Source organism: Pseudomonas sp. NFPP24 (assembly GCF_900112095.1).
In the GTDB taxonomy this organism is placed as follows: Bacteria; Pseudomonadota; Gammaproteobacteria; order Pseudomonadales; family Pseudomonadaceae; genus Aquipseudomonas; species Aquipseudomonas extremorientalis.
This window is the reverse complement of the sequence record NZ_FOKD01000002.1, coordinates 92,683-114,689: the sequence shown is the minus strand read 5'-3', so window position 1 is coordinate 114,689 and position 22,007 is coordinate 92,683. Positions and strand designations below refer to the sequence as shown.

At 59.0% G+C, this 22,007-nt stretch carries 29 protein-coding genes; 26 read left to right on the top strand and 3 right to left on the bottom strand.

All coding sequences use genetic code 11. The annotated features are described in order from the left end of the window. The first annotated feature begins 126 nt into the window (after positions 1-126). Positions 127-570: a hypothetical protein gene (locus BM026_RS04195; RefSeq protein ID WP_227432292.1), complete on the top strand. Its 444-nt coding sequence runs from the start codon at positions 127-129 to the stop codon at positions 568-570. Then, positions 567-932 carry a hypothetical protein gene (locus BM026_RS04190; protein WP_093527488.1) on the top strand — a complete coding sequence of 122 codons (366 nt, stop codon included), beginning with the start codon at positions 567-569 and terminating at the stop codon, positions 930-932. The genes BM026_RS04195 and BM026_RS04190 overlap by 4 nt, the downstream gene beginning before the upstream one ends. Before the next feature lie 11 nt (positions 933-943). Here the strand turns inward: BM026_RS04190 and BM026_RS04185 are convergent, their stop codons facing one another. Further along, complete coding sequence (locus tag BM026_RS04185; protein WP_093527486.1) at positions 944-1,669, bottom strand: LexA family protein; 726 nt, start codon at positions 1,667-1,669, stop codon at positions 944-946. A 78-nt stretch (positions 1,670-1,747) separates the two neighbouring features. On the opposite strand from BM026_RS04185, the gene BM026_RS04180 reads away from it, so the two are divergent. From BM026_RS04180 to BM026_RS04160, 5 genes are all read left to right on the top strand, one after another. Beyond that, a complete protein-coding gene (locus BM026_RS04180; protein WP_093527484.1) occupies positions 1,748-2,008 on the top strand; it encodes a hypothetical protein in 261 nt (86 codons plus the stop codon). Positions 2,009-2,336: 328 nt separating this feature from the next. Continuing rightward, positions 2,337-2,855 (top strand): phage regulatory CII family protein, encoded by a 519-nt coding sequence (locus BM026_RS04175; protein WP_164487864.1) that lies wholly within the window; start codon positions 2,337-2,339, stop codon positions 2,853-2,855. Next, the gene (locus BM026_RS04170; RefSeq protein WP_093126267.1) at positions 2,848-3,075 is read left to right on the top strand and encodes a TraR/DksA family transcriptional regulator; all 228 of its coding nucleotides are present in this window, start codon (positions 2,848-2,850) and stop codon (positions 3,073-3,075) included. The genes BM026_RS04175 and BM026_RS04170 overlap by 8 nt, the downstream gene beginning before the upstream one ends. Beyond that, positions 3,065-5,281 carry a VapE domain-containing protein gene (locus BM026_RS04165; protein ID WP_093527480.1) on the top strand — a complete coding sequence of 739 codons (2,217 nt, stop codon included), beginning with the start codon at positions 3,065-3,067 and terminating at the stop codon, positions 5,279-5,281. Before BM026_RS04170 ends, BM026_RS04165 begins: the two co-directional genes overlap by 11 nt. Continuing rightward, the gene (locus BM026_RS04160) at positions 5,274-5,639 is read left to right on the top strand and encodes a PA0613 family protein (RefSeq protein WP_093527478.1); all 366 of its coding nucleotides are present in this window, start codon (positions 5,274-5,276) and stop codon (positions 5,637-5,639) included. The genes BM026_RS04165 and BM026_RS04160 overlap by 8 nt, the downstream gene beginning before the upstream one ends. Positions 5,640-6,177: 538 nt before the next feature. Here the strand turns inward: BM026_RS04160 and BM026_RS04155 are convergent. Beyond that, positions 6,178-6,540 (bottom strand): hypothetical protein, encoded by a 363-nt coding sequence (locus tag BM026_RS04155; protein ID WP_093527476.1) that lies wholly within the window; start codon positions 6,538-6,540, stop codon positions 6,178-6,180. A 92-nt stretch (positions 6,541-6,632) separates the two neighbouring features. On the opposite strand from BM026_RS04155, the gene BM026_RS04150 reads away from it, so the two are divergent. The 3 genes from BM026_RS04150 to BM026_RS04140 all read left to right on the top strand — a co-directional run bounded on the left by BM026_RS04150 (position 6,633) and on the right by BM026_RS04140 (position 9,793). Next, positions 6,633-6,977: a phage holin family protein gene (locus BM026_RS04150; RefSeq protein WP_093527474.1), complete on the top strand. Its 345-nt coding sequence runs from the start codon at positions 6,633-6,635 to the stop codon at positions 6,975-6,977. A 206-nt stretch (positions 6,978-7,183) separates the two neighbouring features. Beyond that, positions 7,184-7,789, top strand: a complete 606-nt coding sequence (locus tag BM026_RS04145; RefSeq protein WP_093527472.1) for a terminase small subunit — start codon at positions 7,184-7,186, stop codon at positions 7,787-7,789. 3 nt (positions 7,790-7,792) lie between these two features. Further along, positions 7,793-9,793 (top strand): phage terminase large subunit family protein, encoded by a 2,001-nt coding sequence (locus BM026_RS04140; protein ID WP_093527470.1) that lies wholly within the window; start codon positions 7,793-7,795, stop codon positions 9,791-9,793. A gap of 1 nt (position 9,794) precedes the next feature. Here BM026_RS04140 and BM026_RS04135 read toward each other — a convergent pair whose 3' ends face one another. Continuing rightward, positions 9,795-10,235: a hypothetical protein gene (locus tag BM026_RS04135; protein WP_093527468.1), complete on the bottom strand. Its 441-nt coding sequence runs from the start codon at positions 10,233-10,235 to the stop codon at positions 9,795-9,797. A 97-nt stretch (positions 10,236-10,332) separates the two neighbouring features. Here BM026_RS04135 and BM026_RS04130 point away from each other — a divergent pair, with 97 nt between their 5' ends. The 16 genes from BM026_RS04130 to BM026_RS04055 all read left to right on the top strand — a co-directional run bounded on the left by BM026_RS04130 (position 10,333) and on the right by BM026_RS04055 (position 22,003). Continuing rightward, the gene (locus tag BM026_RS04130; protein WP_069023714.1) at positions 10,333-10,539 is read left to right on the top strand and encodes a phage head-tail joining protein; all 207 of its coding nucleotides are present in this window, start codon (positions 10,333-10,335) and stop codon (positions 10,537-10,539) included. Next, a complete protein-coding gene (locus BM026_RS04125; RefSeq protein ID WP_093527466.1) occupies positions 10,539-12,020 on the top strand; it encodes a phage portal protein in 1,482 nt (493 codons plus the stop codon). Before BM026_RS04130 ends, BM026_RS04125 begins: the two co-directional genes overlap by 1 nt. After that, a complete protein-coding gene (locus BM026_RS04120) occupies positions 12,017-13,159 on the top strand; it encodes a head maturation protease, ClpP-related (protein WP_093527464.1) in 1,143 nt (380 codons plus the stop codon). The genes BM026_RS04125 and BM026_RS04120 overlap by 4 nt, the downstream gene beginning before the upstream one ends. Next, positions 13,156-13,494 carry a head decoration protein gene (locus BM026_RS04115; RefSeq protein ID WP_093527462.1) on the top strand — a complete coding sequence of 113 codons (339 nt, stop codon included), beginning with the start codon at positions 13,156-13,158 and terminating at the stop codon, positions 13,492-13,494. Before BM026_RS04120 ends, BM026_RS04115 begins: the two co-directional genes overlap by 4 nt. Positions 13,495-13,556: 62 nt before the next feature. After that, on the top strand, positions 13,557-14,552 hold the full coding sequence (locus BM026_RS04110; RefSeq protein ID WP_093527460.1) for a major capsid protein: 996 nt from the start codon (positions 13,557-13,559) through the stop codon (positions 14,550-14,552). Between the two features lie 2 nt (positions 14,553-14,554). Continuing rightward, a complete protein-coding gene (locus tag BM026_RS04105; protein ID WP_093527458.1) occupies positions 14,555-14,875 on the top strand; it encodes a head-tail joining protein in 321 nt (106 codons plus the stop codon). After that, a complete protein-coding gene (locus BM026_RS04100) occupies positions 14,872-15,528 on the top strand; it encodes a hypothetical protein (RefSeq protein WP_093527456.1) in 657 nt (218 codons plus the stop codon). The genes BM026_RS04105 and BM026_RS04100 overlap by 4 nt, the downstream gene beginning before the upstream one ends. Next, on the top strand, positions 15,521-16,039 hold the full coding sequence (locus tag BM026_RS04095; RefSeq protein ID WP_093527454.1) for a hypothetical protein: 519 nt from the start codon (positions 15,521-15,523) through the stop codon (positions 16,037-16,039). Before BM026_RS04100 ends, BM026_RS04095 begins: the two co-directional genes overlap by 8 nt. Continuing rightward, positions 16,036-16,593, top strand: a complete 558-nt coding sequence (locus BM026_RS04090) for a phage baseplate assembly protein V (protein ID WP_093527452.1) — start codon at positions 16,036-16,038, stop codon at positions 16,591-16,593. The genes BM026_RS04095 and BM026_RS04090 overlap by 4 nt, the downstream gene beginning before the upstream one ends. 46 nt (positions 16,594-16,639) lie before the next feature. Further along, positions 16,640-16,831, top strand: coding sequence for a hypothetical protein (locus tag BM026_RS04085; protein ID WP_093527450.1), 192 nt, complete (start codon positions 16,640-16,642; stop codon positions 16,829-16,831). Positions 16,832-16,836: 5 nt separating this feature from the next. Continuing rightward, entirely contained in the window at positions 16,837-17,163 is a 327-nt protein-coding gene (locus tag BM026_RS04080; RefSeq protein WP_093527448.1) for a GPW/gp25 family protein, read from the top strand. Then, complete coding sequence (locus tag BM026_RS04075) at positions 17,160-18,047, top strand: baseplate assembly protein (RefSeq protein ID WP_093527446.1); 888 nt, start codon at positions 17,160-17,162, stop codon at positions 18,045-18,047. The genes BM026_RS04080 and BM026_RS04075 overlap by 4 nt, the downstream gene beginning before the upstream one ends. Continuing rightward, the gene (locus tag BM026_RS04070) at positions 18,044-18,649 is read left to right on the top strand and encodes a phage tail protein I (RefSeq protein WP_093527444.1); all 606 of its coding nucleotides are present in this window, start codon (positions 18,044-18,046) and stop codon (positions 18,647-18,649) included. Before BM026_RS04075 ends, BM026_RS04070 begins: the two co-directional genes overlap by 4 nt. Next, a complete protein-coding gene (locus BM026_RS04065; protein ID WP_093527442.1) occupies positions 18,646-20,190 on the top strand; it encodes a phage tail protein in 1,545 nt (514 codons plus the stop codon). Before BM026_RS04070 ends, BM026_RS04065 begins: the two co-directional genes overlap by 4 nt. 1 nt (position 20,191) lies before the next feature. Continuing rightward, entirely contained in the window at positions 20,192-20,704 is a 513-nt protein-coding gene (locus tag BM026_RS04060) for a DUF4376 domain-containing protein (protein WP_093527440.1), read from the top strand. A 123-nt stretch (positions 20,705-20,827) separates the two neighbouring features. After that, the gene (locus BM026_RS04055; protein WP_093527438.1) at positions 20,828-22,003 is read left to right on the top strand and encodes a phage tail sheath subtilisin-like domain-containing protein; all 1,176 of its coding nucleotides are present in this window, start codon (positions 20,828-20,830) and stop codon (positions 22,001-22,003) included. Positions 22,004-22,007 lie beyond the last annotated feature (4 nt).

Sequence of the window (22,007 nt, the reverse complement as noted above, 5' to 3'; positions counted from 1 at the left end):
TCAACTGGTGGTTGATTTGTGACAGCCGAGAACTTGCTCATGTGCGATCAATCTGCTATCAAGTCATGCGTCCACTGCGCCTAGAGGATCTAAAAAGCGGATATCGCTGCTATGGAGGGGGAGTGCTTGAAGCTACTAATAGATATCACTGGCTTGTTCGCTGATATTTTCACGATTGGCGCTTCCGGAATCGCAATATATCTTTTTGCATTTAAACGCAACGCTATCGCATCGGTATTTTCTTTGTTGCTAAATTACTCATATCAGTTGTCTTTGACAGAGTTGAAGGAAAAGTTAGATCGTATTAATGAGTACTCAGCGGCTGATGATGATGAAAATGTTGTGATAATGAATATATTGCATGAGTTTTTAGGGCAGGTTAGAGGTAATGACAAACTTAAATTGATCATGGCTGAGCAAATAGTTCTGATTGAAGGTGTCATTACTAAAAGTGATAAGGGGAAAAAAATTACAGAGCAAATTAAAAGATCTTTGGTTAGTGAGGTTAGGGAGAAAATAAGACATCTGAATATTCAAGTTATTGATGAAATTGTAGGGGGGCGAAAATGAGCAAAATTGTAATTGCAGTAAATGTAATGATCATGGAAAAAGAAAAAATCTCCGACGTCGTTGATGGTGGGGGTGATGGTGAAATGTTCTTTTTGTATGACGAAAAGCATAAATGGTCGATGATGGATGGCGGTCAGGGATACGTGCTCTTCTATTATCCCGGGCGATCCAATCTAAATACGTTGGCCTCTATACCACCGGAAGAGTGGCCTGAGGATATAGATATGGTTACATATCGAGTGAAAGATATTGGAACTAAAGAAGCTAAAGAAAGCTTTGCTGAGCTATATGCGGTTTTAAAAGAAAAGAAGTGGAATATGGATAGCGTCCTTGACGAAATTATCGCTTCCGGACCTTTCTAATTATTGTGGGATTATTCAGGTATGAAGGATCCCACCACTTTTCCGCATATATGAGTTTCTTCAGTGATTTCAATTATCGGATACTGAGGGTTGATAGGTTTCAAAAATTGCCGCCCGGCGTCTTCTACTAATACTTTAAAAGTAGCCTCGTTAGTGCGGGGAACCCGAGCTATTACTCTATCTCCGGTTTTACTCTCTACGTCTGGGTCCACAAATATGATACATCCAGTTGGATAGCTACGACCTGGACTAGGATTCGTCATGGAGTCGCCGAGCACTTTAAGCGCATAACCGCTCTTACTGATTGGTACTGGGCAGGATAGCCAAGACTCTCCGTCATGCTGCTCAAAATTTGATTCGCACCACGCGCCAGCCTGTACCCACGAAATCAGCGGGACCTTTTCAAAAGGTCGAGTTACTTCTCGAATATTGCTGTCGCTACGTGTACCGAGTTGGTGAACATTACTGCTCCCCGTTTGATCTTTGGGTAGTACACCGTATTCCAGCCACTCCCTCCGCACCTTCAGCCAGGAGCACAGCACAGCCATGCTGTCAGCCTCAGGTATAGCGTCACCATTCAACCACTTGCTGACCGCCTGTGGGCTCTTGCTAACCCCAAGACTTTTCAAGTGCTTATGAATATCCACTCCACGTCCCCGGGTGCGTATACCGGCATCGTCGAGTGCTTCGTGAAGGCGCGCCGTGAAAGCTGCCCGTAACTCGTTCTTATCAACCATGAGTTGATAGTCTCACAGGGGTTGCGCAATAGTCAGTTGATGTTAATATCAACCGTGAGTTGATAAATGGAGGTTGCCATGTTGGACCCCGCAGATTTTCCGAACGCCATCGCGTTCGCATTTGAAGCAGTAGGCGGCATTGGAGCCGCCGCCAAGGTGTGTGAAAGGAGCTATCAGGCGCTCAATAAATGGCGCTTGGCTGCCAGCCTTCCCCGCACCGATTACACAGGTGAAACCCACTACGCAAAACTCTTAGCGACCGCAGCAGAGAAGAAGGGCAACGCGTTTGACGCTGCCTGGTTGCTTAATGCATCGGCCCCTCAGAAAGCTGCAGCGTAGATAGAAAAAAGGCGACCCAAAGGCCGCCCAGTTCCTCCCGGCACACACCACCACAGTGCTGTCGGGTCGCGACGAAGGTAGGAGGGCACACCACATGCAAACCACCTCCCTTTATCGCGCTGCCAAGACACGGATGTCTTGGGTTGCTGCCTTTTCCACCACAGATTAGGCAGCTGTTGCGCCATAGGTGAGCAACGGATTGTTCGCCTCGGCACGGTGCCGGTTTCGATCCCTAGATCTTGCCGGCGTTTGGGCCCTTTCAAGCCACGCGGCAAATGTATCACCCCTACACGTCGCGGGGCACTGGCAACTTAGTAGGATTAATGCCATGAGCCGAGTAGCTTTAAGCTGTGTTGATCGAGCGCAAAAGGAAGTACTGACGCTCGAATTAGCCTTGTACCACGCCGCACGGGACTATCCCGGCGGTGCCGCCGCAATCGCCGCCACCACCGGCCGCAATGCCACCACGTTGCAGCACAAGTTGTCTCCCACCCATCCCTCGCACACCGTCAACATCCAGGAGTTCGGCGAGATCCTCGAACTGACTAAGGACCGCCGCATTCTCGATGCGGTGCACGCCCTTGTCGGCGACACGATCTGGCAGGAACTGGCTGAGGCGTACACCAACGACATGCCTGAGACCCTGACCACGGGTATCGCCATGTTTTTCCGGCAGGTCGCTGATTTGTCCGAAACCTGGGCCAAGCACATTGGCGACGGCAAGGTCGACGACGGTGAACTGGCTGAGATCCGCCAGTTGGTGTTTCGCGGCATTCAGGGATTGTTGGGCATGTACAACCGCGCCCGCTACGTCAACCAGACGACTTGTGGGGTGGAACGTGGCTGATATCGCTGATTTCGCAAATGACCTGGTGCAAGAGCGCATCGATCAGGCCGTTGCTGCACGCTTGGCGCTGATGTCCAACACGGCTCAGCATTCGCTGATGTTCTGTGACGAATGCGATGGCCCCATCCCCGAAGCCCGTCGTTTGGCACAACCCGGTTGCACGCTCTGCATTGAGTGCAAGACCGTCGATGACCAGAGGGCTGCCCGTTATGCTCGATGACGTGCTCAATCAGTTCGCGGACTACGGTCTCGAACCCGCGCAGCCCCTCGTATTCGGAAAGCTCACCCGCTGCAAAACCGCCCAGGATAAGGGCAAGGAAAAGAACGGCTGGTACGTCATCCACGAACACCGCACCGAAAAGAACGAGACGCTGATCTTCGGCAGCTTCGGTGACTGGCGCTCCGGCGACACCCAGAAGATCAAGGTCAAGGCGGGTCGTATGAGCCCAGAAGAGCGCGACGTCATGCGCGCTCGCCAGGAGGATGCCAAGCGCAAGGCCGCTGAGATCGCGGCCAACGCGTCACGTCGAGCGGCCAACCGCGCTGCCGGACTGTTCAAGCGCATGCCGGAAAAGGGCAAGAGCGCCTACTTGGATCGAAAGCAGATCGTCGGCTTCAAGGTTCGCTATGCACCCCGGACCGGCGCTTTTTTAGTGCCCATGTGCAACGTGCGCGACCAGATCGTCGGCCTGCAGGTGATCTTCCCCGCGAAGCAAGAGGACACCGGTCGGGACAAAGCGTATTGGCCCTACGGCATGTCGAAGGAAGGCGCTTTCCACCTGATCGGCCCACACCCTGAACCCGGCGAGCCGGTGCTGGTGTGTGAGGGCTACGCCACGGGTGCAAGCCTGCATATGGCGACTTCGCTCACCGTTGCGATCGCCTTCGACGCGGGCAACCTGCTGCCGGTCTCCAAGGCGATGCGCGAGCGCTTCCCCGGCTGCCCGCTGATCATCTGTCGCGATGATGACTGGAAGACCAAACGCCCCAACGGCGACCCCTGGAACCCTGGCGAAGAGAAGGCCAACAACGCCGCGCTGGTTGTCGGCGGCCAGGTGGTTGCCCCGGTGTTCTCCGGTGAGCGCGAGATCAAGTGGACTGACTTCAACGACCTGCACGTCGCCGAGGGTTTGGAGGCCGTCCGCCGCCAGGTGCTGGCGGTGGTCAAGCCGCCTGCAGCGGGTGGTTGGAAAGACCAGCTCGCCCGCACCGAGAACGGCTCCCTGATCGCGCACATGCAAAACGTCGAGCTGATCCTGGGCAACGACGAACGCTGGGCCGGTGTCATCGGTTACAGCGTGTTCAGCTCCAAGATCGTCAAACTGCGTTCTGCGCCATTCGGTGGTGGTGCCGGCGATTGGGCGGATATTGACGACATGCGAGTGATGAAGTGGCTCGCGCAGCAGTACAACCTACGGGTCAAAGCCTCCCATGTGATCGAGGCGGTCAGCGTTGTTGCTCACGACCATGCCTTCCACCCGGTGCGCGAGTACTTGGAGAAGCTGGAGTGGGACCGCGTGCCTCGCATCGAAACCTGGCTCACTGATGTGTTGGGCGTCCAGGCCAGCGAGTACTCGGCCAAGGTCGGCAAGCGCTGGCTGATCTCGGCGGTCGCTCGGGTGATGCGCCCAGGCTGTAAGGCAGACTCTGTGATGATCCTCGAAGGCGGGCAGGGTGCTGGTAAGTCCACAGCCATGGGTGTCCTCGGTGGCGAATGGTTCATGGATACGCCCTTTGCCCTCGGCGACAAGGACAGCTTCCAGGCGATTCGCGGGAAGTGGATCGTCGAGCTGGGCGAGCTGGACAGCTTTAACAAAGCCGAAAGCACCAAGGCCAAACAGTTTTTCTCCGCGTCCACCGACACCTACCGCGAGAGCTACGGACGCAGAACGAATGACGTGCCACGCCAGTGTGTTTTCGTGGGCACCACCAACCAAGAGGAGTACCTCAAGGACGCCACGGGCAACCGCCGCTACTGGCCGGTGTTTTGCAACAAGGTGGATCTGGAACAATTGCGCGAGATCCGCGACCAGCTATGGGCTGAGGCGTTGTTTTGCTTCGAGGCCGGCGATATTTGGTGGGTGAACAAGGACGAATCGAAGATGTTCGCCGAGGCCCAGGACGAGCGCTTCGTAGTGGACGAATGGGAAGGGCCAATTCTGGCCTGGATGGAAGAGTCGCAAATCGGCGAAACAGCCACCGGCAACGAGATCCTCACCCAGGCGCTCAAGCTGGACTTCGGCCATTGGGGCAAGCCTGAGCAGATGCGGGTCGGGGCAATCATGCATCGGCTGGGATGGCGCAAGCGGCGTATGCCGGCACTGCCGAAAAGCGGCGTGCGGCCATGGGCCTATGAAAAGCCTGCGGGTTGGGGGCGTGCGTCTGCGTTGCAGCAGGCCGTGATCGAGGAGCCTTGCTTTGATTAAGCGAATCGACGAGATGCTCAAACTATGGGCGCAGGATCTGCACTCGCCTATGCCGGAAAACATGGGAGGTTCGAGTGGCGGCAACATGATCGCCATGCTCATGGAGTGCAAGGGCGAGCTGATACGCGGCACACGCGGCAGTCGGGTGCTGTTGGATGAATCGGCGGACATTGAGCTGATCGTCAACAAGCACTTGCCGCCGCAGTTGTCGGTCGTCGTGCGTGAGCATTACTGCAACCACGAAAGCTTCCTCTCGCAGAAGTACACCCATTGCGGATGCGGTCGGGATACCTACTACCAGCGTCTGCACGAAGCCCACCTGCACATTGCCGGCATGCTGATGGGGAAGGCTGCATGACCCCCGGCGTTACTCCGTGTGCCTTTGTCCTACTGTCTGCCCTTGTCCGACTGCCATTTAGCGCAGTTGGACAGGCGCAGGCCGCGCCATTGTTGGCCTGTCCTACCGTCCAACCTTCAACCGCCCCACGCACACATGAGCATAGCGGGTACGTAATCGCGCCAATGGCGCGCATGCGTGCTTTTAGCTTTCTCTCTATACACAAGAGAAAAGGAATAAAGGTAGGACAGTAGGGCAGTGCCCCGTATTTAGGCGCCTGTAGCTGTCCTACTTCGATCAGGAGTAGTGAGACAGGTCAGACGGGGCACCAGAAGCGATAGCCGATTGAATGCGTTGTCCCTGCGTTGCACCTGCGTCATACCTGTATTGCACCCGTATTGCGCCATGGCATTAAAACTCTCTTGCTGCCACCGGAATCCACCTGTAAAAAGTACCCATCTTCGATAGGTGCGACTGCGAGCAGCGGGACACACCACCACACTGAACCCGGCCATTGCGTCGGGTTTTTGCGTTTATGGGGGTAACAGAGGTGATTTACTCAACTCTCAGAGGGCTTCGCTTTTTCAGCTCTTTCCTTGAGCACGGTTGCTCGCCAAAGAGCGGCGAATAGAGTTCCGGCGCAAAGGAACGCGAAGAAATTCATGAAATACACAAAGAGCTCGATCACTTCAATTCTGCTCACTGGCCCATTCGATGTTGCAAAGGTTGCAAAGCCATATGCACTCCTAGCCATTACGAATGCCGCCATGACCAATACGGCTACTTTGAAGCCGAATGACCGAATCTTCCGTATTTGCATTGCCGCACTCTCTCTGCTCGCTGGGCTGGCAAACAGCCAAGCAACGATACCGCCTGAGATTACAGACGCGATGACTGTTTGAACGAAAAGCGATGTATCCACCTGATTCTCCTTGAATCGCAGTTGGGGCGAATGAGTAAACTTTATCAAAGAACCCGGTTTGAAAGCCGGCTTCTGCATTTCTGGAGTTGTGTATGACGAACGAGCAGCAAGCGCTTATTGAGATGCCGGTCTGGATGGTGATCCTACTGTCCCTGGTCGGCGGGATTTCCGGCGAGGCATGGCGGGCCGACAAGGCGGGGGTAAGCGGCTGGTCCCTGGTCCGCCGCTTGCTGCTTCGGTCCGGGGCCTGCGTGGTCTGCGGGCTTTCCACCATGATGTTGCTGCACGCGTCAGGCATGTCGGTCCTGGCAGCGGGAAGTATCGGATGCCTCACCGCGATGGCCGGCGCCGATGTCGCCATCGGCCTGTACGAACGCTGGGCCGCCAAGCGGTTGGGTGTGTGCGATGTGCCGCCCACGGGCGGCGGTCAGGCGTGATGCGCTGGAGGCCACGGAATACGTGGCCTGTAGGGGATCGCACCAAAATGAAGCGCAGAAAGGCCGCCGGGGACCCTGGGGGCATTCGAGGGACACGGGGCATGAAACCCGCGGGAAAGCGTTAGCGGCAGGGCTGCCAGCTTACTGAAATTCAATCTATTGAAATTGAAAGGTTTCCATTGAAAAGCCGTTGAAAAGGAGGGCTTATGACGGATCCACTGTTCCTGTCTAAAAGCGCTTTCGCGGTTCGCATCGGCAGGACGCCGAGCTACATCACCTGGCTGAAAGACAACAACCGCCTGGTGCTTTCGCCGGATGGCAAGAAGGTCGACGTGCTGGCAACCGAAGCACTGATCCTCGAAACCGCCGACCCCAGCAAGGCCGCCGTCGCGGCTCGACACCAGCAGGACCGGATCCAGCGTGACGTTTACAGTCAACTGTCCCCCATGGTCGAGCCGACTAACACGGCTGCGCCGCCGCAGCCTGCTGCCGCGAAGAGCGGGCAACCTGACTTCCAAAAGGCCCGCGCACACCGCGAGTACTACCTGGCCCAGTTGGCCGAGGCTGAGTTCCACAAGGTGCAGGGCTCGCTGGTGGACATGAAGGCGGTCACCACCGGGGCCTACAACGCCGGGCGCATGCTGCGCGACCAACTGCTCAGCATGCCCCCGCAACTGGCCCCTGAACTGGCGGCCATGACCGACCCTTGGGAGATCGAACAGCATCTCACGAAGGCGTTGCGGTTATCCCTGGAAGAGGCCGAGCGCATGTCCTCGGCCGACCTTGAACGCGATCTGACCACTACGAGTTAACCCATGCAAACGGAAAAACCTGACGGCGCCGAGGTGTACCGTGAGGCGTATTTCCGTGGGCTGCGTCCAGACCCCAGTCTGTGGGTGGACGAGTGGGCCGACGAGTACATGCGCATCCCGCGTGATACCGGCGCCGCCGAGCCAGGGAAATATCGCACTGTGCGAACGCCGTACGCTCGCGAGCCAATGCGGTGCCTGTCACCAGCGCACCCGTGCAAGCGCGTGGTCACTATGGTTGCCTCGCAGCTGATGAAAACCCAGATCGCCTTGAACTGGATCGGCGCGCTGATCCACATGGTGCCGTCGAACATCCTCACGCTGCTGCCAAGCCTGGGCCTGGCAAAGCGGGTGTCGTCGCGGATCGGCAAGACCATCAAGGCCACCCCGGTGCTGCGTGAACGTGTGGCTGCCAGCCGCTCGCGGGACTCGCGTAACACGATGGACACCAAGGAGTTCGAAGGCGGTTCGCTGTACGTCACCACCGCTGGCTCTGCAGCCAACTTGGCCGAGCTATCGGCACGCTATGTGTACGGCGATGAGATCGACCGCTGGGAGGTTGACGTAGGCGAGGAGGGTGACCCCATCGAGCTGGCGGAAACGCGGGGCAGTACTTTCGGTCGCAACGCCAAGTTCTATTTCTCCAGCTCGCCGACGATCAAGGGCGCCTCGCGCATCGACGATCTGTTCGAGGGCAGCGACCAGCGTTACTACTACGTGCCGTGTCCGACCTGCGGGCACATGCAGACCCTGGAGTGGGAACGACTGCATTACTCCCAGGACTTCAGCGTGGTGCACTACGAGTGCGCCGGGCCTGACTGCGATGTACTGATCGAGGAACACCACAAGGGCGACATGCTTGCCCGTGGCGAGTGGCGCGCCCATGCCAAGGGCGACGGTGAGACGGTCGGTTTCCACCTCAACGCGCTGTATTCGCCGTTGGGTTGGACGGGTTGGAAGTCGCTGGCGAAGCAATTCGAGAAGGCGAAAAAGGCCCAGGCCAAGGGCGACCTTGAGCCCATGCAGGTGTTCTACAACACCCGCCTGGCGAAGGTATGGGACAGCGCGCAGGAGCAAACCAAGGCCTCGGTGCTGATCGAACGGGCACGCCGGGAAGGGTTCTCCCTCGGCGCGATGCCTGCCGCCGTGATGATGATTACCGGCTCAGTCGACGTACAAGCCGACCGCCTGGAGTTCATGGCAATGGGCTGGGGCGTGGGCATGGAACGCTGGGTCATCGATCATCGGGTGATCGCGGGCGACCCCTCGGACGAACGCACTTGGGCGGTTCTGGATGAGCTGCTCAAGGAGCGCTACCGACATCCGTGCGGCGTCGGCCTTGGCATTCTCGCAGTCGCCGTTGACTCCGGTGGTCACCACACCGACGAGGTCTACCAGTTCTGCCGCGTGCGGCGCTGGCGCAACATCTTCGCGATCAAGGGCGCGAGCAAGCCCGGTAAGCCGGTGATTGCTCAGCGGCCCTCGATGGTCGATGTGACCTGGAAGGGCCAGACCGAACGCGGCGGCGCCGAGTTGTGGTTTGTCGGCACCGACACCGCGAAGGACTGGATCTACAACCGCTACCCGTTCGAATCCGGGCCAGGCGCGCTGCACTTTGCCAACGACCTGCCGGACGAGTTCTTCGCCCAGTGCGTGGCCGAGCGCAAGGTCGCCAAGTACGTGCGGGGCCACAAGCGGATCGAGTGGATCAAGGGCAAGGCCGAGCGCAACGAAGCGCTCGACCTGATGGTGTATTGCCTGGCGATGGCGCATTACCTCGGCATCAACCGGTATCAGGAACACGACTGGGACCGGGTACGGAACTCGCTGGCACAGGCCGGTTTGTTCGATGAAAAGGTGGTCACGGCCGAACGAGTCACGGTCGCCGAGCAGGCTCCCGCGACACCGCAAGTGGCGCCGCAAGCCGTCGTCCCAGCCACACAATCGCGACCGACTGCACCGACTCAACGTCGTAGCTCAACGAGTGGCTATCTCAAACGCCGATGATTTACGAAGGTAGACCAATCAGGGGACTTACAAAGCGCACGCCCATGCCGAGAATTTCTGATGCAACGGTTCTGAACGCTTCGCGGCTTTCATCTTTTGCTGCTTGGGTCAGTTTTTCACCAAGTGATAGGCCTCCTTCGACGCTTGAGGGCGTGAGCTTCAGAAGTTCCAATCCTTTAGCTGTGAGGACCGCGCTGTCCAGGAAGCTATTTTGTTTACCTGGGGTATGTATGTATCCGGCTAGGACCAGCCAATTTGCAGTTGCTTGGAAGATCTCTGCGTCATGTCCGGTGAATTTGTATTCGTTATTCGCAATAGAAATTGGTCCGCACTCAAAGTAGTCAGAGGCCATGACCCTGACAGGCAACGGAAACTTCTCATACAAACGGCCAAGGATCTGCCCTGTGTACTCATCAAACTGCTCAATGTTCGAAAGTGCCAAGTTAATTTCTCCTGAAGTAATGCAAGGCGATTGCTAACCATAACCTACGACGGCCCAGTTCTTTGTGTGTAAAGAATTTTGGCTTGGAGTTCTGTGAGTGTCGTTTACCCCAAAGCACCTCGAAGCCATCGAGCGCGCCATCGCACGCGGTGAAAAGACCGTGCGCTACAGCGACCGCACGGTGGAATACCGCTCTATCGACGAACTGCTCAAGGCCCGCGACGAGATCCGCACGTCGCTGACCAACGCTGCCGGGCCACGCTCTCGCGTGATCCGGCTCACCCACGGAGGCAAGGGACTCTAATGGCCCGACATTATCCGACGCTCACCCGTAATGGATTCTTGCTGCCGTCGAACATCAAGGCCAGTTACGAAGGCGCCGGGGAGGGCCGTCGCTCGGCCAGTTGGGAAGCCACCGACAACGGCATCAACAGCATCAACACCCCGGCCTTGCGCAACCTGCGGGCGCGTTCACGGGCGGCGGTACGCAATGACCCTTACGCGTTCAATGTCATCGACAAGCGTGTCAGCAACCTGATCGGTACCGGCATCACGCCCAGGCCGACCACGGACGATGCGGCGCTGCGCAAACTCAAACAGCAGCTGTGGGATGACTGGGTGGACGAGGCCGACGCCGACGAGCTGACTGACTTCTACGGCATGCAGGCCCTGGTGGCGCGCACTGTTGAAACGGCCGGTGAGTGCTTTGTACGGCTCAGGCCGCGCAGCCCGAATGAAGGTTTGGCGGTGCCGCTGCAGCTGCAGGCGCTGGCCCCTGAGTTTGTCCCCCACGACAAGTTCGAGACCGCCAAAAACGGCAACGTGATCCGCGCCGGGATCGAATTCAACCCGGCCGGTAAGCGTGTGGCGTATTGGATGTACCTGTCACACCCACGGGATTCGTCGTCGTTGAACGCAGGCTACAACCAACTGGTGCGTGTGCCGGCGGCGCAGGTGCTGCATATCTTTGAACCGATGGAGCCGGGGCAGTTGCGCGGGGTGCCGCGTCTGGCACCGGTGTTGAAGCGTCTGCGCAGCCTGGATAACTACGATGACGCGGTGCTGTTCCGTCAGGAAGTAGCGAACTTGTTTGCCGGTTTCATCAAGCGGCCATCACCGGAGATGGGGCAACAACCGCGTGACCCTGTCACGGGGCAACTCCTGACCACCGACCGCGACGGCTTCACGCCGATGGTCGCCCTGGAGCCCGGCACCATGCAGGAGCTGGGGCCAGGTGAAGAGGTGGAGTTCTCCAAGCCACCGGACGCCGGCAACAACTACCCCGACTTTATGCGTCAGCAGCTGATGGCTGCGGCGGCGGGTTCGGGCACGCCGTACGAGATCCTCACTGGCGACATGCGGGAGGTCAACGACCGGGCGCTGCGGGTCGTGCTCAACGAGTTCCGGCGGCGCCTGGAGCAGCTGCAGTTCAGTGTGTATGTGCACCAGCTGTGCCGCCCGGTGCGGGCGGCCTGGATGGACATGGCGGTGTTGTCCGGCGCGCTGGTGCTGGAGGACTACGCGCAACGCCGTCGCGAATACCTGCGCACGCGTTGGGTGCCGCAAGGCTGGGCCTACATTCAGCCGGTGCAGGACGTACAGGCGCGGCGGATGGAAGTGCAGGCGGGCTTTGCCTCGCGCAGCGAGATGGTGCTGCGCACCGGCTACGACGCGGAAACGGTCGATACGGAAAACGCTGCCGATCTCGTCAGGGCTACGGGCCTTGGCCTCAACTACACGACTCTTGAAGCCATCGAGGTGATCGATGACAAGGAACAACCATGAGCAAAAAAACCAAGCCCCGCGTTTATGACAAGGCGGGCAAACAGGTAAAGGTCGCCGATAAAAGCTGGTACACCTTCCAGGCCAGCGGCGAAGCCGAACAGCGCAGCATCGAGATCTTCGTCTATGGCGAGATCGGCGCCTGGGGCGTCACCGCCAATCAGTTCGTGCAGGATCTGCGCGCCATGGATGATGGTGCGTCACCAGTGATCGTCGCGTTCAACAGTATCGGCGGTGACCTGTTCGATGGCCTAGCGATCCACAACGCGCTGTCGCGCTTGGGCGAGCGCTGTACCGGGCGCATTGATGCGCTGGCAGCCAGCGCGGCCAGTGTCGCGGTGTGCGGCGCTCACCGGGTGGTGATCGCGGCCAACGCCATGTTGATGATCCACAACCCCTACACCTTCACTGGCGGCGACGCCGAGGATTTCCGCCGCGTCGCGGATGTGCTGGACCAGACCTTGGAAGCGATCATCGCAGCCTACAAAGCCAAGGCGCCGGACATCGACGAAGCCGAGCTACGGCGCATGGTCAACGCGGAAACCTGGCTCACCGCCAATGAAGCGGTGGCGTTGGGACTGGCTGATGAAGTGGGTGACGGCCTCAAGGTTAGCGCCTGCCTCGGCCAAGGCAGCGTGCTGCAGCGTTTCCAACATGCCCCGCCTGAGTTGCTCGCCCAGCTGGATGAAGAGCCTGATGTCGAACCGAAAGAGCCAGATATTCACCCTGATCCGGCTCCTGTACTGGACGCCGCCGGATTGGCACTGCTGGTCACCAAGAGTTGTGCGGCGGCAGGCATCAGCAACCTGATAGAGCCGCTTCTTGCTACCACCAAGCTGGAGAGCGAAGCGGTAGTCACGGCGGCGCTGACCAGGGCTAAAACGCTTCACGGCCTTTGCGTTGCTGCACGGCTACCCGAGCTGACTGGCGAGTTCATCGCAGCTGGCCTGGATGAAGCTGCGGTCAGGGCGCGCCTGTTCGACAAGCTGGTGAGCAGTGGCGGCGGCTTTGAAATCAACAACAGCCTGCCGCTGGACAATGACCCCGAACCCACGGTCAAGGCCAAGCAGGTCGACACCCAAGCAATCTGGAGCAGTCGTCAGGCAGCTCAGAACGGAACCTCGAAAGGAGCAAGAGCATGAAAACCGAATCGATGCACGCGGGCGAGTTCCTGCTGTCCGAAGGCGCTGGCAACATTTCTCGCGAAGCGATCAACGTCGCGGCTGGTGCAGCGCTGGAGCCGGGCCAGATTCTGGGCCTGATCACCGCCACCAGCGAATTTGCGCCGTATCAGCCAACCGCTGAGGACGGTACCGAAAACGCCGTCGCGATCCTCTACGGCCCGCTGGGCGAGTCCGATGTTCCTCGTCGCGGTCGCGCTGTCGTGCGATTGGCGGAGGTCAGCGAAGCCCATCTGACCGGCCTCGACCCGGCCGCCGAAAAGGCCCTGGCGTCCCATTTCGTGATCGTCCGCTAAGACGTTCACCCCACTTATCCATCCCGCCGCGTGCGGGATTTTTCGTTTCTGGAGAGTACCCCATGGCCGATATCGCCATTTTTGAAGACGATGCGTTCAGCGTCTCCTCGCTGACCGCTGCGATCAACGAACAAGAATACCTGCCGGGCCGCATCAGCAGCCTGGGTCTGTTTCGCGAAGAGGGCATCAGTACCCTGACTGTGCAGATCGAGAAGGACGGCGACACTCTGGCCCTGGTGCCATCTGGTGAGCGCGGCACTTCGGGTCTGGTGGTTGGTGGGACCAAACGTACGCTGATCCCATTCAACACCGTACACCTGCCGGAGCGCTTCACTATCAAGGCCGATGAAATCCAGGGTATTCGCGCCTTCGGCACCCGCAGCGAATTGCAGGCTGTGCAGGACGTGGTCAACAAGCGCCTGGCGAAGGCGCGGCGACAGTTGGATGCCACCCACGAATTCCAGCGCATGGGCGCGTTGAACGGCCAGGTGCTGGACGCCGATGGCAAGACTGTCCTGCTGGATATCTACAAGTCCTTCGGCGTGAATCGCCAGAAGCTGCAGATGGGTTTGAACAGCCCAGATACCGAACTGCGGGTCAAATGCGGTGAAGCGCTGGATATGCAGGAGGAAGCCCTCGGCAGTGTCACCAGCAGCGGTTCTCGCGGTTTGTGCGGCAAGAACTTCTGGAACAAGCTCATTGTTCATAAGTCGGTGAAAGAGACCTACCTCAACACGATGCAGGCCGCGTCTCTGCGTGGCGATGCCCGTGAAAGCTTCGAGTTCGGCGGGATCGTTTGGGAGCGTTATCGCGGCAAGGTGGCCGGCGTTGCGTTCGTCCACGACGACAAGGCGCTGCTGATCCCCGAGGGCGTACCGGATCTGTACATCTCGTCCTTCGCACCGGCTGACTACATGGAAACGGTCAATACCCAGGGCATCCCGTACTACAGCAAGATCGAACCGCTGCCGTTCAACAAGGGGGTGGCCGGCGAAGCGCAGTCAAACCCACTGCACCTGTGCACACGGCCTCGGGCGCAGATCCTGCTGGAGATGTGACCGTGGCCTTCCGCGACCTGATCGATGACATCGACGACGTGGTCTTCGAGACCTTGGGCGACAGTGCCCAGATCGAAGGCCGCGCCGAACCGGTGTTGGGCATGTTCTCGGCACCCTGGAAGCAACCCGCGTTCGGCAAGGTCCACTCCGCCATACGCGAGCCTCGCTTTGAAATCCGCGTGAAGGATTCGGAAGGCCTCAGCAAAGGACTGCGGGTCACGGTCGACGTACCGGTTTTGGATGGTGGTGGCGAGTACGACCTGCTGCAGTTGGAGCCCAACGGTAATGGCCTGGTGGCCCTGATCTTGAGGAAGCGTCCATGAGCGTCGGCAGCCACGTACAGCAAACCCGCGACAGCGGCATGATCAACATCCAGCCATCGGCGGTGCATTCCCAGGCCCTGCGTGAGTTCGGCCAGTTGGTCCCCAAGGCAGCCGCAGCAGCTCAACGCCGTGCGATCAACAAGACGTTGGGCTGGCTGCGCACTCACATCGCCCGGTCCGTGGGCAAGCAGGAGCGCATCGCCATCGGCGCCGTCCGGCAACGCCTTCGGGCTTATCCGGTCAGCGGCGGGGCGATGCGCGGCAAGTTGTGGTTCGGGGTCAACGCCATTGAGGCCAGTCGGATCGGGAAGTCTCGGCAAACCCGCGCCGGTGTTTCGGTGGCGGGGCGGCGGTACCAGGGTGCGTTCTTCAAGCAGGTTTACGGCAGCGGTCCAGACATCTGGATCCGCACGTCGAGCAAGCACTTCAACGCCACGGATTATCCCGGTAGCACTCAGGGCCGACGCAGCTCTGGCTTCATCGCGGAAAGCGACAACCGTTTCCCGCTGGCGAAAGCCAAGGTCTCGCTGGACCAGGTGCGACCGCACTTCGACAGCTGGGTCAAACGCGCCGATGAACGTTTGCTGGAGATCCTCAAGCAAGAACTCAACTTTGAACTGCAGAAGTACCTCAAGGGGAGCGCCCGTGTCTGATCAACCTTTCAGCCTCGATCAGTTGTATACGGCCGTCGAGAAACACCTGCAGGAGCATCTGCCGGGAATTCAGGGTGTGTCATTCTGGCCGGATCTGTCGACAGCGACCAGCATTCCCACGCCCGTGGTGCTGCTGGAAATGGCAGAGATGGAACCGGCACCGGATATCGGCACCGGTGAAACTTCGCTCACCTGCAAGTTCGAGGCGCGCATCATCGTCGACTCGATCAGCACGGACCCGCAACGGCAGGCTGTGCAGCTGGCGTCTCAATTGGCGGTACTGCTGCGCGGGCAAAGCTGGGGCTTGGCGGTCGACTGCGCCGAATTCGTGCGCTCCACCCAGGACTGGACCAAGCCCGAACTGGACGGCTATTTCGTCTGGCTGGTGGAGTGGGATCAGACGGTTTACCTGGGCGCCGAAGAATGGCCGTGGCCGGATGAACCACCAGGTTCGCTGGTCATCGATCTGGGGCCAGACGTTGGCCCGATTAATCCGGGAGAGCTGCAATGAGTTACGCCGTTGCCCAGCATGACCGGATGATCGCCTCGACGGTGATGCCCTGCGTCGTGGTGGCGGTGGATCTGACCACCGCCATGGTGCGCGTGCAGTCGGGTGACTGGACCAGCGCGTGGGTGCGTTGGCATAGCCAGGCGGCTGGCAAGGCGCGCCACTGGCGGGTGCCGAGCCTGGGCGAGCAGGGCGCATTGATCAGTCCCAGCGGCGAGCCGGCGATGGGCACGTTTATCCCCGGTCTGTACGGCAATGCCGGTGCGCAACCGGACAATCGCGACCACGTCGAAGTTTGGCGTTTCGATGATGGCGGTTCGCTGGTCTACGACTGGGAAGCCAGCAGCTACACCATCGATCTGCCAGCGGGCAACGTCACGATCAAGGTCGGTGCGTCGGTCTGGGAAATGACGTCGGAAAGCATTCGGTTGGTGTCGGGCGCGATTGACCTGGTAGGCACGGTCACCATTGACGGCCCGCTGAGTACGACTGGCGACATCAACAGTGCCGGCAAGGTCATCGATGTCGGCGGCAACACGCCCAACCACAAACACTGATTCCGGCCCGCCTAGTGCGGGTTTTTCGTTTTAGGAGCATCCACTGATGAGCAAGAACAAATCCGACAGCCAGGACGATATTGGGCCTCGTCGCGTGTTTCGCGACACGCTCTACACCTCACGCACGCTGATCCTTCCCGATGGCAGCGCCCTGGCCGTGACCAAGGCAAGCGTGACAGCCACTACCGAGGAGCAATTCGCCTTCCTCAAGACCCATCCGGAACTGGTGCAGGAGTAGTCCCGATGATCGGAATGGATCGCCGCACCGGCCAACCGTTGTCCGGGCTCGACCATCTCCGGCAGTCCATCGGGGACATTCTCTCCACGCCGATTGGCAGTCGGCGGATGCGACCAGAGTACGGCAGCCAGGTCCGCCGCTTCGTCGATCTGCCGGTTAACGCTGGTTGGAAGAGTGCGGTACAGGCCGAGGTGGCTCGTTCGCTGGGGCGCTGGGAGCCGCGGCTAAAGCTCGAACAGGTGCAGGTCGTTGCCATGGTCAGCGGGCGCATCGACTTCAAATTAACCGGTGAATACCAGGGCGAACGCCTGCTGCTGGAGGTGTCGGCATGAGCACAGTGGATTTATCGGCACTGCCAGCGCCGCAGGTGCTGGAGGCCCTGGACTACGAAGCGCTGTACGAAGAGGGGCTTGCGGCGTTTCGCGGGTACATGGGAGACAACTGGTCGGCAGCGCTGGAGAGCGACCCGGTGGTCAAGCTGGTAGAGCTGGCGGCGTACGGCAAGATGCAGAATCGGGCACGTGTCAACGATGCGGCCAAGGCGCTGATGTTGGCCTACGCCGAAAAGGAAGATCTTGATCAGCTCGCGGCCAACGTCAAACTCCAGCGCCTGGTGATTCAACCGGCCAACCTGCTGGCGGTGCCGCCGGTAGAGGAGGTCAAGGAGTCGGACGACGCCCTGCGTGAACGTATCCAGATGGTCTACGAAGGGCTGACCACTGCTGGCCCGCGCAACAGCTACATCTTCCATGCGCGCAACGCCTCGGCGCTGGTAGCGGACGCCTCGGCAGAAAGCCCGTCGCCGGCCGTTGTGGTAGTAACCGTGCTGAGCCTTACCGGTAGCGGCCTGGCCGATCAGCCTTTGCTTGACGCGGTACACGCCAAACTCAGCGACGATGACGTCCGCCCGGTGGGCGACCGCCTCATCGTGCAGAGTGCCGAGATCCTCAACTACCGGATTGATGCCGTGTTGCACATGCAAGGCGCCGGCCCGGAAAACGACGCGATCCTGGCCGAAGCCACCAAGCGCCTCGCGTCCTGGATCAATCCACGCAAGCGCCTGGCGCTGGAGGTAGCTCAGTCCGGTGTCGATGCCCAACTGCACATCAGCGGCGTCGGCCGGGTCGAGCTGCGTGACTGGGTCGACCTGAAACCCACCAAAGCCCAAGCGGCGTATTGCACGGGTTTTAGCGTCGTCCTTGGGGGGTCGAAATGACCAGCTTGCTTCCCCTGAACAGCACGCAACTGGAGCGCGCCATTGAGGCCGCCCTAGCCGAGAAAACCAAGATCCCATTGCGCGACCTCTACAACCCTGACACCTGCCCGGCGCATTTGCTGCCATGGCTGGCCTGGACCTGGTCGGTCGACCGCTGGGACAACAAATGGTCGGAAGCCGTCAAGCGTTCAGCCATCCGCTCCGCGTTCTACGTGCATGCGCACAAGGGCACCATCGGCGCCCTGCGACGTGTAGTCGAGCCCCTCGGTTACCTGATCGAGGTGCTGGAGTGGTGGCAGACCACGCCCAAGGGCATACCCGGCACCTTCGCGTTGAAGGTCGGCGTGCTGGATACCGGCATAACCGAAGAGATGTACCTGGAGCTGGAGCGCCTGATTGACGACGCCAAGCCCGTCAGCAGGCCGCTGACCGGCCTGGCGATCAGCCTGGAAACCCAAGGCGCCATACACATCGGTGTCGCCCTCTACGAAGGCGACGTAATCGACGTCTACCCACCTGTGCAGCGTGACATCGAAGTCACGAGCTACATCGGCGTGGTTGGGCGCGAACACAGCATAGACACTCTGGACGTTTACCCATGATTGATCGCAACTCGCAATTTATGGCGATCCTCACCAACGTGGGGGCCGCGAAGCTGGCGAATGCCAATGCACTGGGCATTTCCTGGAACCTCACTGCGCTTGGGGTTGGGGATGCGAATGGCACTGACCCGATCCCCAGCGCGACCCAGACCAAGCTGATCAACGAACAACGTCGGGCACCGCTGAATCAGCTGCGCGTTGACCCGGTGAATTCGGCGGTGATCATTGCCGAGCAAGTGATTCCGGCCGATGTCGGGGGATGGTGGATTCGCGAGATCGGTTTATACGATTCGGACGGCGACCTGGTCGCGGTATCGAACTGCGCGCCCAGCTTTAAGCCGGCGCTGGACCAGGGGTCAGGCCGCACGCAGATCGTGCGGATGAACTTCATTGTTTCCAGCACCAACAATATCGTGCTGAAGATAGACCCTGCCGTAGTCCTCGCTACTCGCGAGTACGTTGACCTCAAGGTGATTGACGAGCTTGGCAAGTTGGATAACAAACAGTCCGTGGTCGCGGCTAGCATTGCCGATATCGCTCTCAGCGGCACGCAGGTGCTTGACGGTGTTCCTGTTGAGCCGGGCTGGCGTGTGTTGGTCAGGAAGCAGGCACAAGCGAACCTTAACGGTATCTACATTGTGGCTAGCGGTGCCTGGTCGCGTGCGCCTGACGCGGATAGCAGTGCGAAGGTAACCTCGGCACTGACCGTCGCTGTGGAGCGTGGAAACGTTTATGCGGATACGGTGTGGACGCTGACCAACGACACAGCCATCGTGCTGGGCGTCACCGCTCTGAATTTCGAGTTGCTTTCCGCAACAGCAAAAGAAGGGGTTGGTACCTATCGAAGTGTTACGGTTGATAAATTTGGCCGCGTGCTGGCGGGCACTTCTCCAACCACGCTGGCTGAATACGAAATTGTGCCTGCCAGTCAAAAGGACGCGGAAGCAGATGCGGATTTTGATAATTCCAAGCCAGCGACGATCCTTCGGATTTTTCAGTTCTTTAAGAAACACATTGTTGAAGCCACAGAGTCCACCTCCGGCATCCAAGCTAACGCAACGGACGAAGATGTGGCGCAAGGAACAACTGACGCAAGGACAGTTACACCGTTGAAGCTTGCCCGTCGCTTGAAGAAGTTGTTAGTTCAAGCAACTGAGGCAGCGCTGGGTTTAGCCAGAGTCGCAACGCAGCTACAGGTGAACGCGGGTTTGGATGACGAAAGCTTTGTTACTCCAAAAAAAATGCGAGCGGGGTGCCAGCTTCTTATTGCACCGAACGGTTACGTTTTCTTCCCTTCTTGGTTAGGTGGGTGGGTTTTGATGTGGGGGAGTAGGCTGTTTTCCTCGGGAGCGGCCTCTGCTTTTACCGTACCTTTTCCCACTGAGGCTTATATCGCAGGAGCTTGGCCTAACTCGATTGTTGGCGGCAATGTCAGCTCTGCCGCCGCTAACGTCCAGTCGCTAGGGCGAGAGTCGATGATCATTAGCTATACGGCAACGAACGGTCCGTACAACTTTTTCTGGATTGCGCTGGGGCGTTGACATGGCTAAAAAATACGCAGTTTTCTCTGATGCTGGTGTCCTCAAAAGCCTGTTGATTCATGGCGTTCATGACATCCCCAAACGTGCAATAGAGATCAATGAAGAACAATGGCAGCAAGTTAATGCTTTCGTTGACTCCATCTGGACATGGACGCCCAAGGACGGTCTTCAGAAATCGGATAGAGAGGTGAATCACTCTCAGCGTATTTCAGCTGCACGTTTTCGTTACGAAACGGCCGGTATTCGATTTGGAGATATAGCCATCGACACCGGACGTGACGGTCAAATTCTGATTACTGGTGCCGCTCTATCTGCAGTCGTTGACCCTACCTATCGCTGCACCTGGAAGGCGTTGAATGGTCCTGTTGAGCTAAATGCTCAGCAACTCATAGATATCGCAGCAGCGGTTCGAACCCACGTCCAAGCGTGTTTTGACCGAGAGAATCAGCTATTGGAGGCTTTAGCCGAAGGTAGCTATGCGGAAGACATGCTGACCCAGGGCTGGCCTACCTGAAAGCGATTTCACAGATTGCACTGACATTCACCCTCGGCCAAAAGGCTCTTTAAAGCATTTTCCGCCCCCCCCCCCAACACAAACCTCGCCCTGGCGGGGTTTTGTTGTTTCTGGAGTTCAACTATGAGTAATGCAGGTGGATTTTTTCACGGCGTCACGGTGACCAACGTCGACACCGGCACGCGGCCTATCGCTGTGCCGTCGTCTTCCATCATCGGGCTTTGCGACACCTTCACCCCTGGCCCCGCTGCCAGTGCCTTGCCCAATCAACTGCTGCTGATCACCCGCGAAAGCGAAGCCATCGCCGCCTGGGGCGCAGATGCTGCGATCACCAAGGCGATCAAGGCTATCTACGTTCGCTCCAAGGCGGTGATCGTTGCCTGTGGTGTGGAGAAGCTGGCAGACGCTGCAGCGCAAACCTCGGCCATCATCGGCGGCGTGTTGGCAAACGGCACCCGTACCGGCATGCAGGCGCTGCTGGATGGCAAGAGCCGCTTCAACGCTCAGCCGCGTTTGCTGGCCGCGCCCAAGCACACCGCGACCTTGCCCGCCGCTACGGCGCTGGTGGCTTTGAGCGAAAAACTACGTGCCCTCGCCATCATCGACGGGCCCAACACCACCGACGAAGCCGCGATGGAATACCGCGAAAACTTCGGCAGTAAGCGCGTATTCCTGGTCGACCCTGGTGTGCAGTATTGGGACACCGCACTCAGTGCCACTGTCGATGCACCGAGTTCCGCCTGGGTCGCCGGGCTCTTCGCCTGGACCGATTCGGAATACGGCTTCTGGGCCTCGCCGTCGAACAAAGAGTTTGTCGGCGTCACCGGCACCTGCCGTCCCATAGAGTTCTTGGATGGCGACGAAACCTGCCGCGCCAACCTGCTCAACAACGCGCAGATCACCACGATCATCCGCGATGACGGCTACCGCCTGTGGGGCAATCGCACCTGTTCCAGCGATCCGAAGTGGGCGTTTGTCACCCGTGTGCGGACCATGGACATCGTCATGGACGCGATCCTCTACGGCCACAAATGGGCGGTGGACCGCTCAATCACCAAGACCTATGTCAGCGACGTGACCGAGGGCCTCGCGAACTTCATGCGTGATCTGAAGAACCAGGGCGCGGTGATCAACTTCGAGGTGTTCGCCGATCCGGTGCTGAACACGGCCAGCCAGCTGGAGCAGGGCAAGGTGTACTGGAACATCCGCTTCACCGACGTGCCACCGGCAGAAAACCCTAACTTCCGGGTCGAGGTCACCAACCAGTGGCTGACCGAAGTCCTCGACACCAACACTTAAGGAG

Coding starts and splice junctions, on each gene's coding strand:
- BM026_RS04190 (WP_093527488.1), top strand. CDS start 567: ATGAGCAAAATTGTAATTGCAGTAAATGTAATGATCATGGAAAAAGAA.
- BM026_RS04185 (WP_093527486.1), bottom strand. CDS start 1,669: ATGGTTGATAAGAACGAGTTACGGGCAGCTTTCACGGCGCGCCTTCAC.
- BM026_RS04180 (WP_093527484.1), top strand. CDS start 1,748: ATGTTGGACCCCGCAGATTTTCCGAACGCCATCGCGTTCGCATTTGAA.
- BM026_RS04175 (WP_164487864.1), top strand. CDS start 2,337: ATGAGCCGAGTAGCTTTAAGCTGTGTTGATCGAGCGCAAAAGGAAGTA.
- BM026_RS04165 (WP_093527480.1), top strand. CDS start 3,065: ATGCTCGATGACGTGCTCAATCAGTTCGCGGACTACGGTCTCGAACCC.
- BM026_RS04150 (WP_093527474.1), top strand. CDS start 6,633: ATGACGAACGAGCAGCAAGCGCTTATTGAGATGCCGGTCTGGATGGTG.
- BM026_RS04145 (WP_093527472.1), top strand. CDS start 7,184: ATGACGGATCCACTGTTCCTGTCTAAAAGCGCTTTCGCGGTTCGCATC.
- BM026_RS04140 (WP_093527470.1), top strand. CDS start 7,793: ATGCAAACGGAAAAACCTGACGGCGCCGAGGTGTACCGTGAGGCGTAT.
- BM026_RS04125 (WP_093527466.1), top strand. CDS start 10,539: ATGGCCCGACATTATCCGACGCTCACCCGTAATGGATTCTTGCTGCCG.
- BM026_RS04120 (WP_093527464.1), top strand. CDS start 12,017: ATGAGCAAAAAAACCAAGCCCCGCGTTTATGACAAGGCGGGCAAACAG.
- BM026_RS04115 (WP_093527462.1), top strand. CDS start 13,156: ATGAAAACCGAATCGATGCACGCGGGCGAGTTCCTGCTGTCCGAAGGC.
- BM026_RS04110 (WP_093527460.1), top strand. CDS start 13,557: ATGGCCGATATCGCCATTTTTGAAGACGATGCGTTCAGCGTCTCCTCG.
- BM026_RS04100 (WP_093527456.1), top strand. CDS start 14,872: ATGAGCGTCGGCAGCCACGTACAGCAAACCCGCGACAGCGGCATGATC.
- BM026_RS04090 (WP_093527452.1), top strand. CDS start 16,036: ATGAGTTACGCCGTTGCCCAGCATGACCGGATGATCGCCTCGACGGTG.
- BM026_RS04085 (WP_093527450.1), top strand. CDS start 16,640: ATGAGCAAGAACAAATCCGACAGCCAGGACGATATTGGGCCTCGTCGC.
- BM026_RS04080 (WP_093527448.1), top strand. CDS start 16,837: ATGATCGGAATGGATCGCCGCACCGGCCAACCGTTGTCCGGGCTCGAC.
- BM026_RS04075 (WP_093527446.1), top strand. CDS start 17,160: ATGAGCACAGTGGATTTATCGGCACTGCCAGCGCCGCAGGTGCTGGAG.
- BM026_RS04070 (WP_093527444.1), top strand. CDS start 18,044: ATGACCAGCTTGCTTCCCCTGAACAGCACGCAACTGGAGCGCGCCATT.
- BM026_RS04065 (WP_093527442.1), top strand. CDS start 18,646: ATGATTGATCGCAACTCGCAATTTATGGCGATCCTCACCAACGTGGGG.
- BM026_RS04060 (WP_093527440.1), top strand. CDS start 20,192: ATGGCTAAAAAATACGCAGTTTTCTCTGATGCTGGTGTCCTCAAAAGC.
- BM026_RS04055 (WP_093527438.1), top strand. CDS start 20,828: ATGAGTAATGCAGGTGGATTTTTTCACGGCGTCACGGTGACCAACGTC.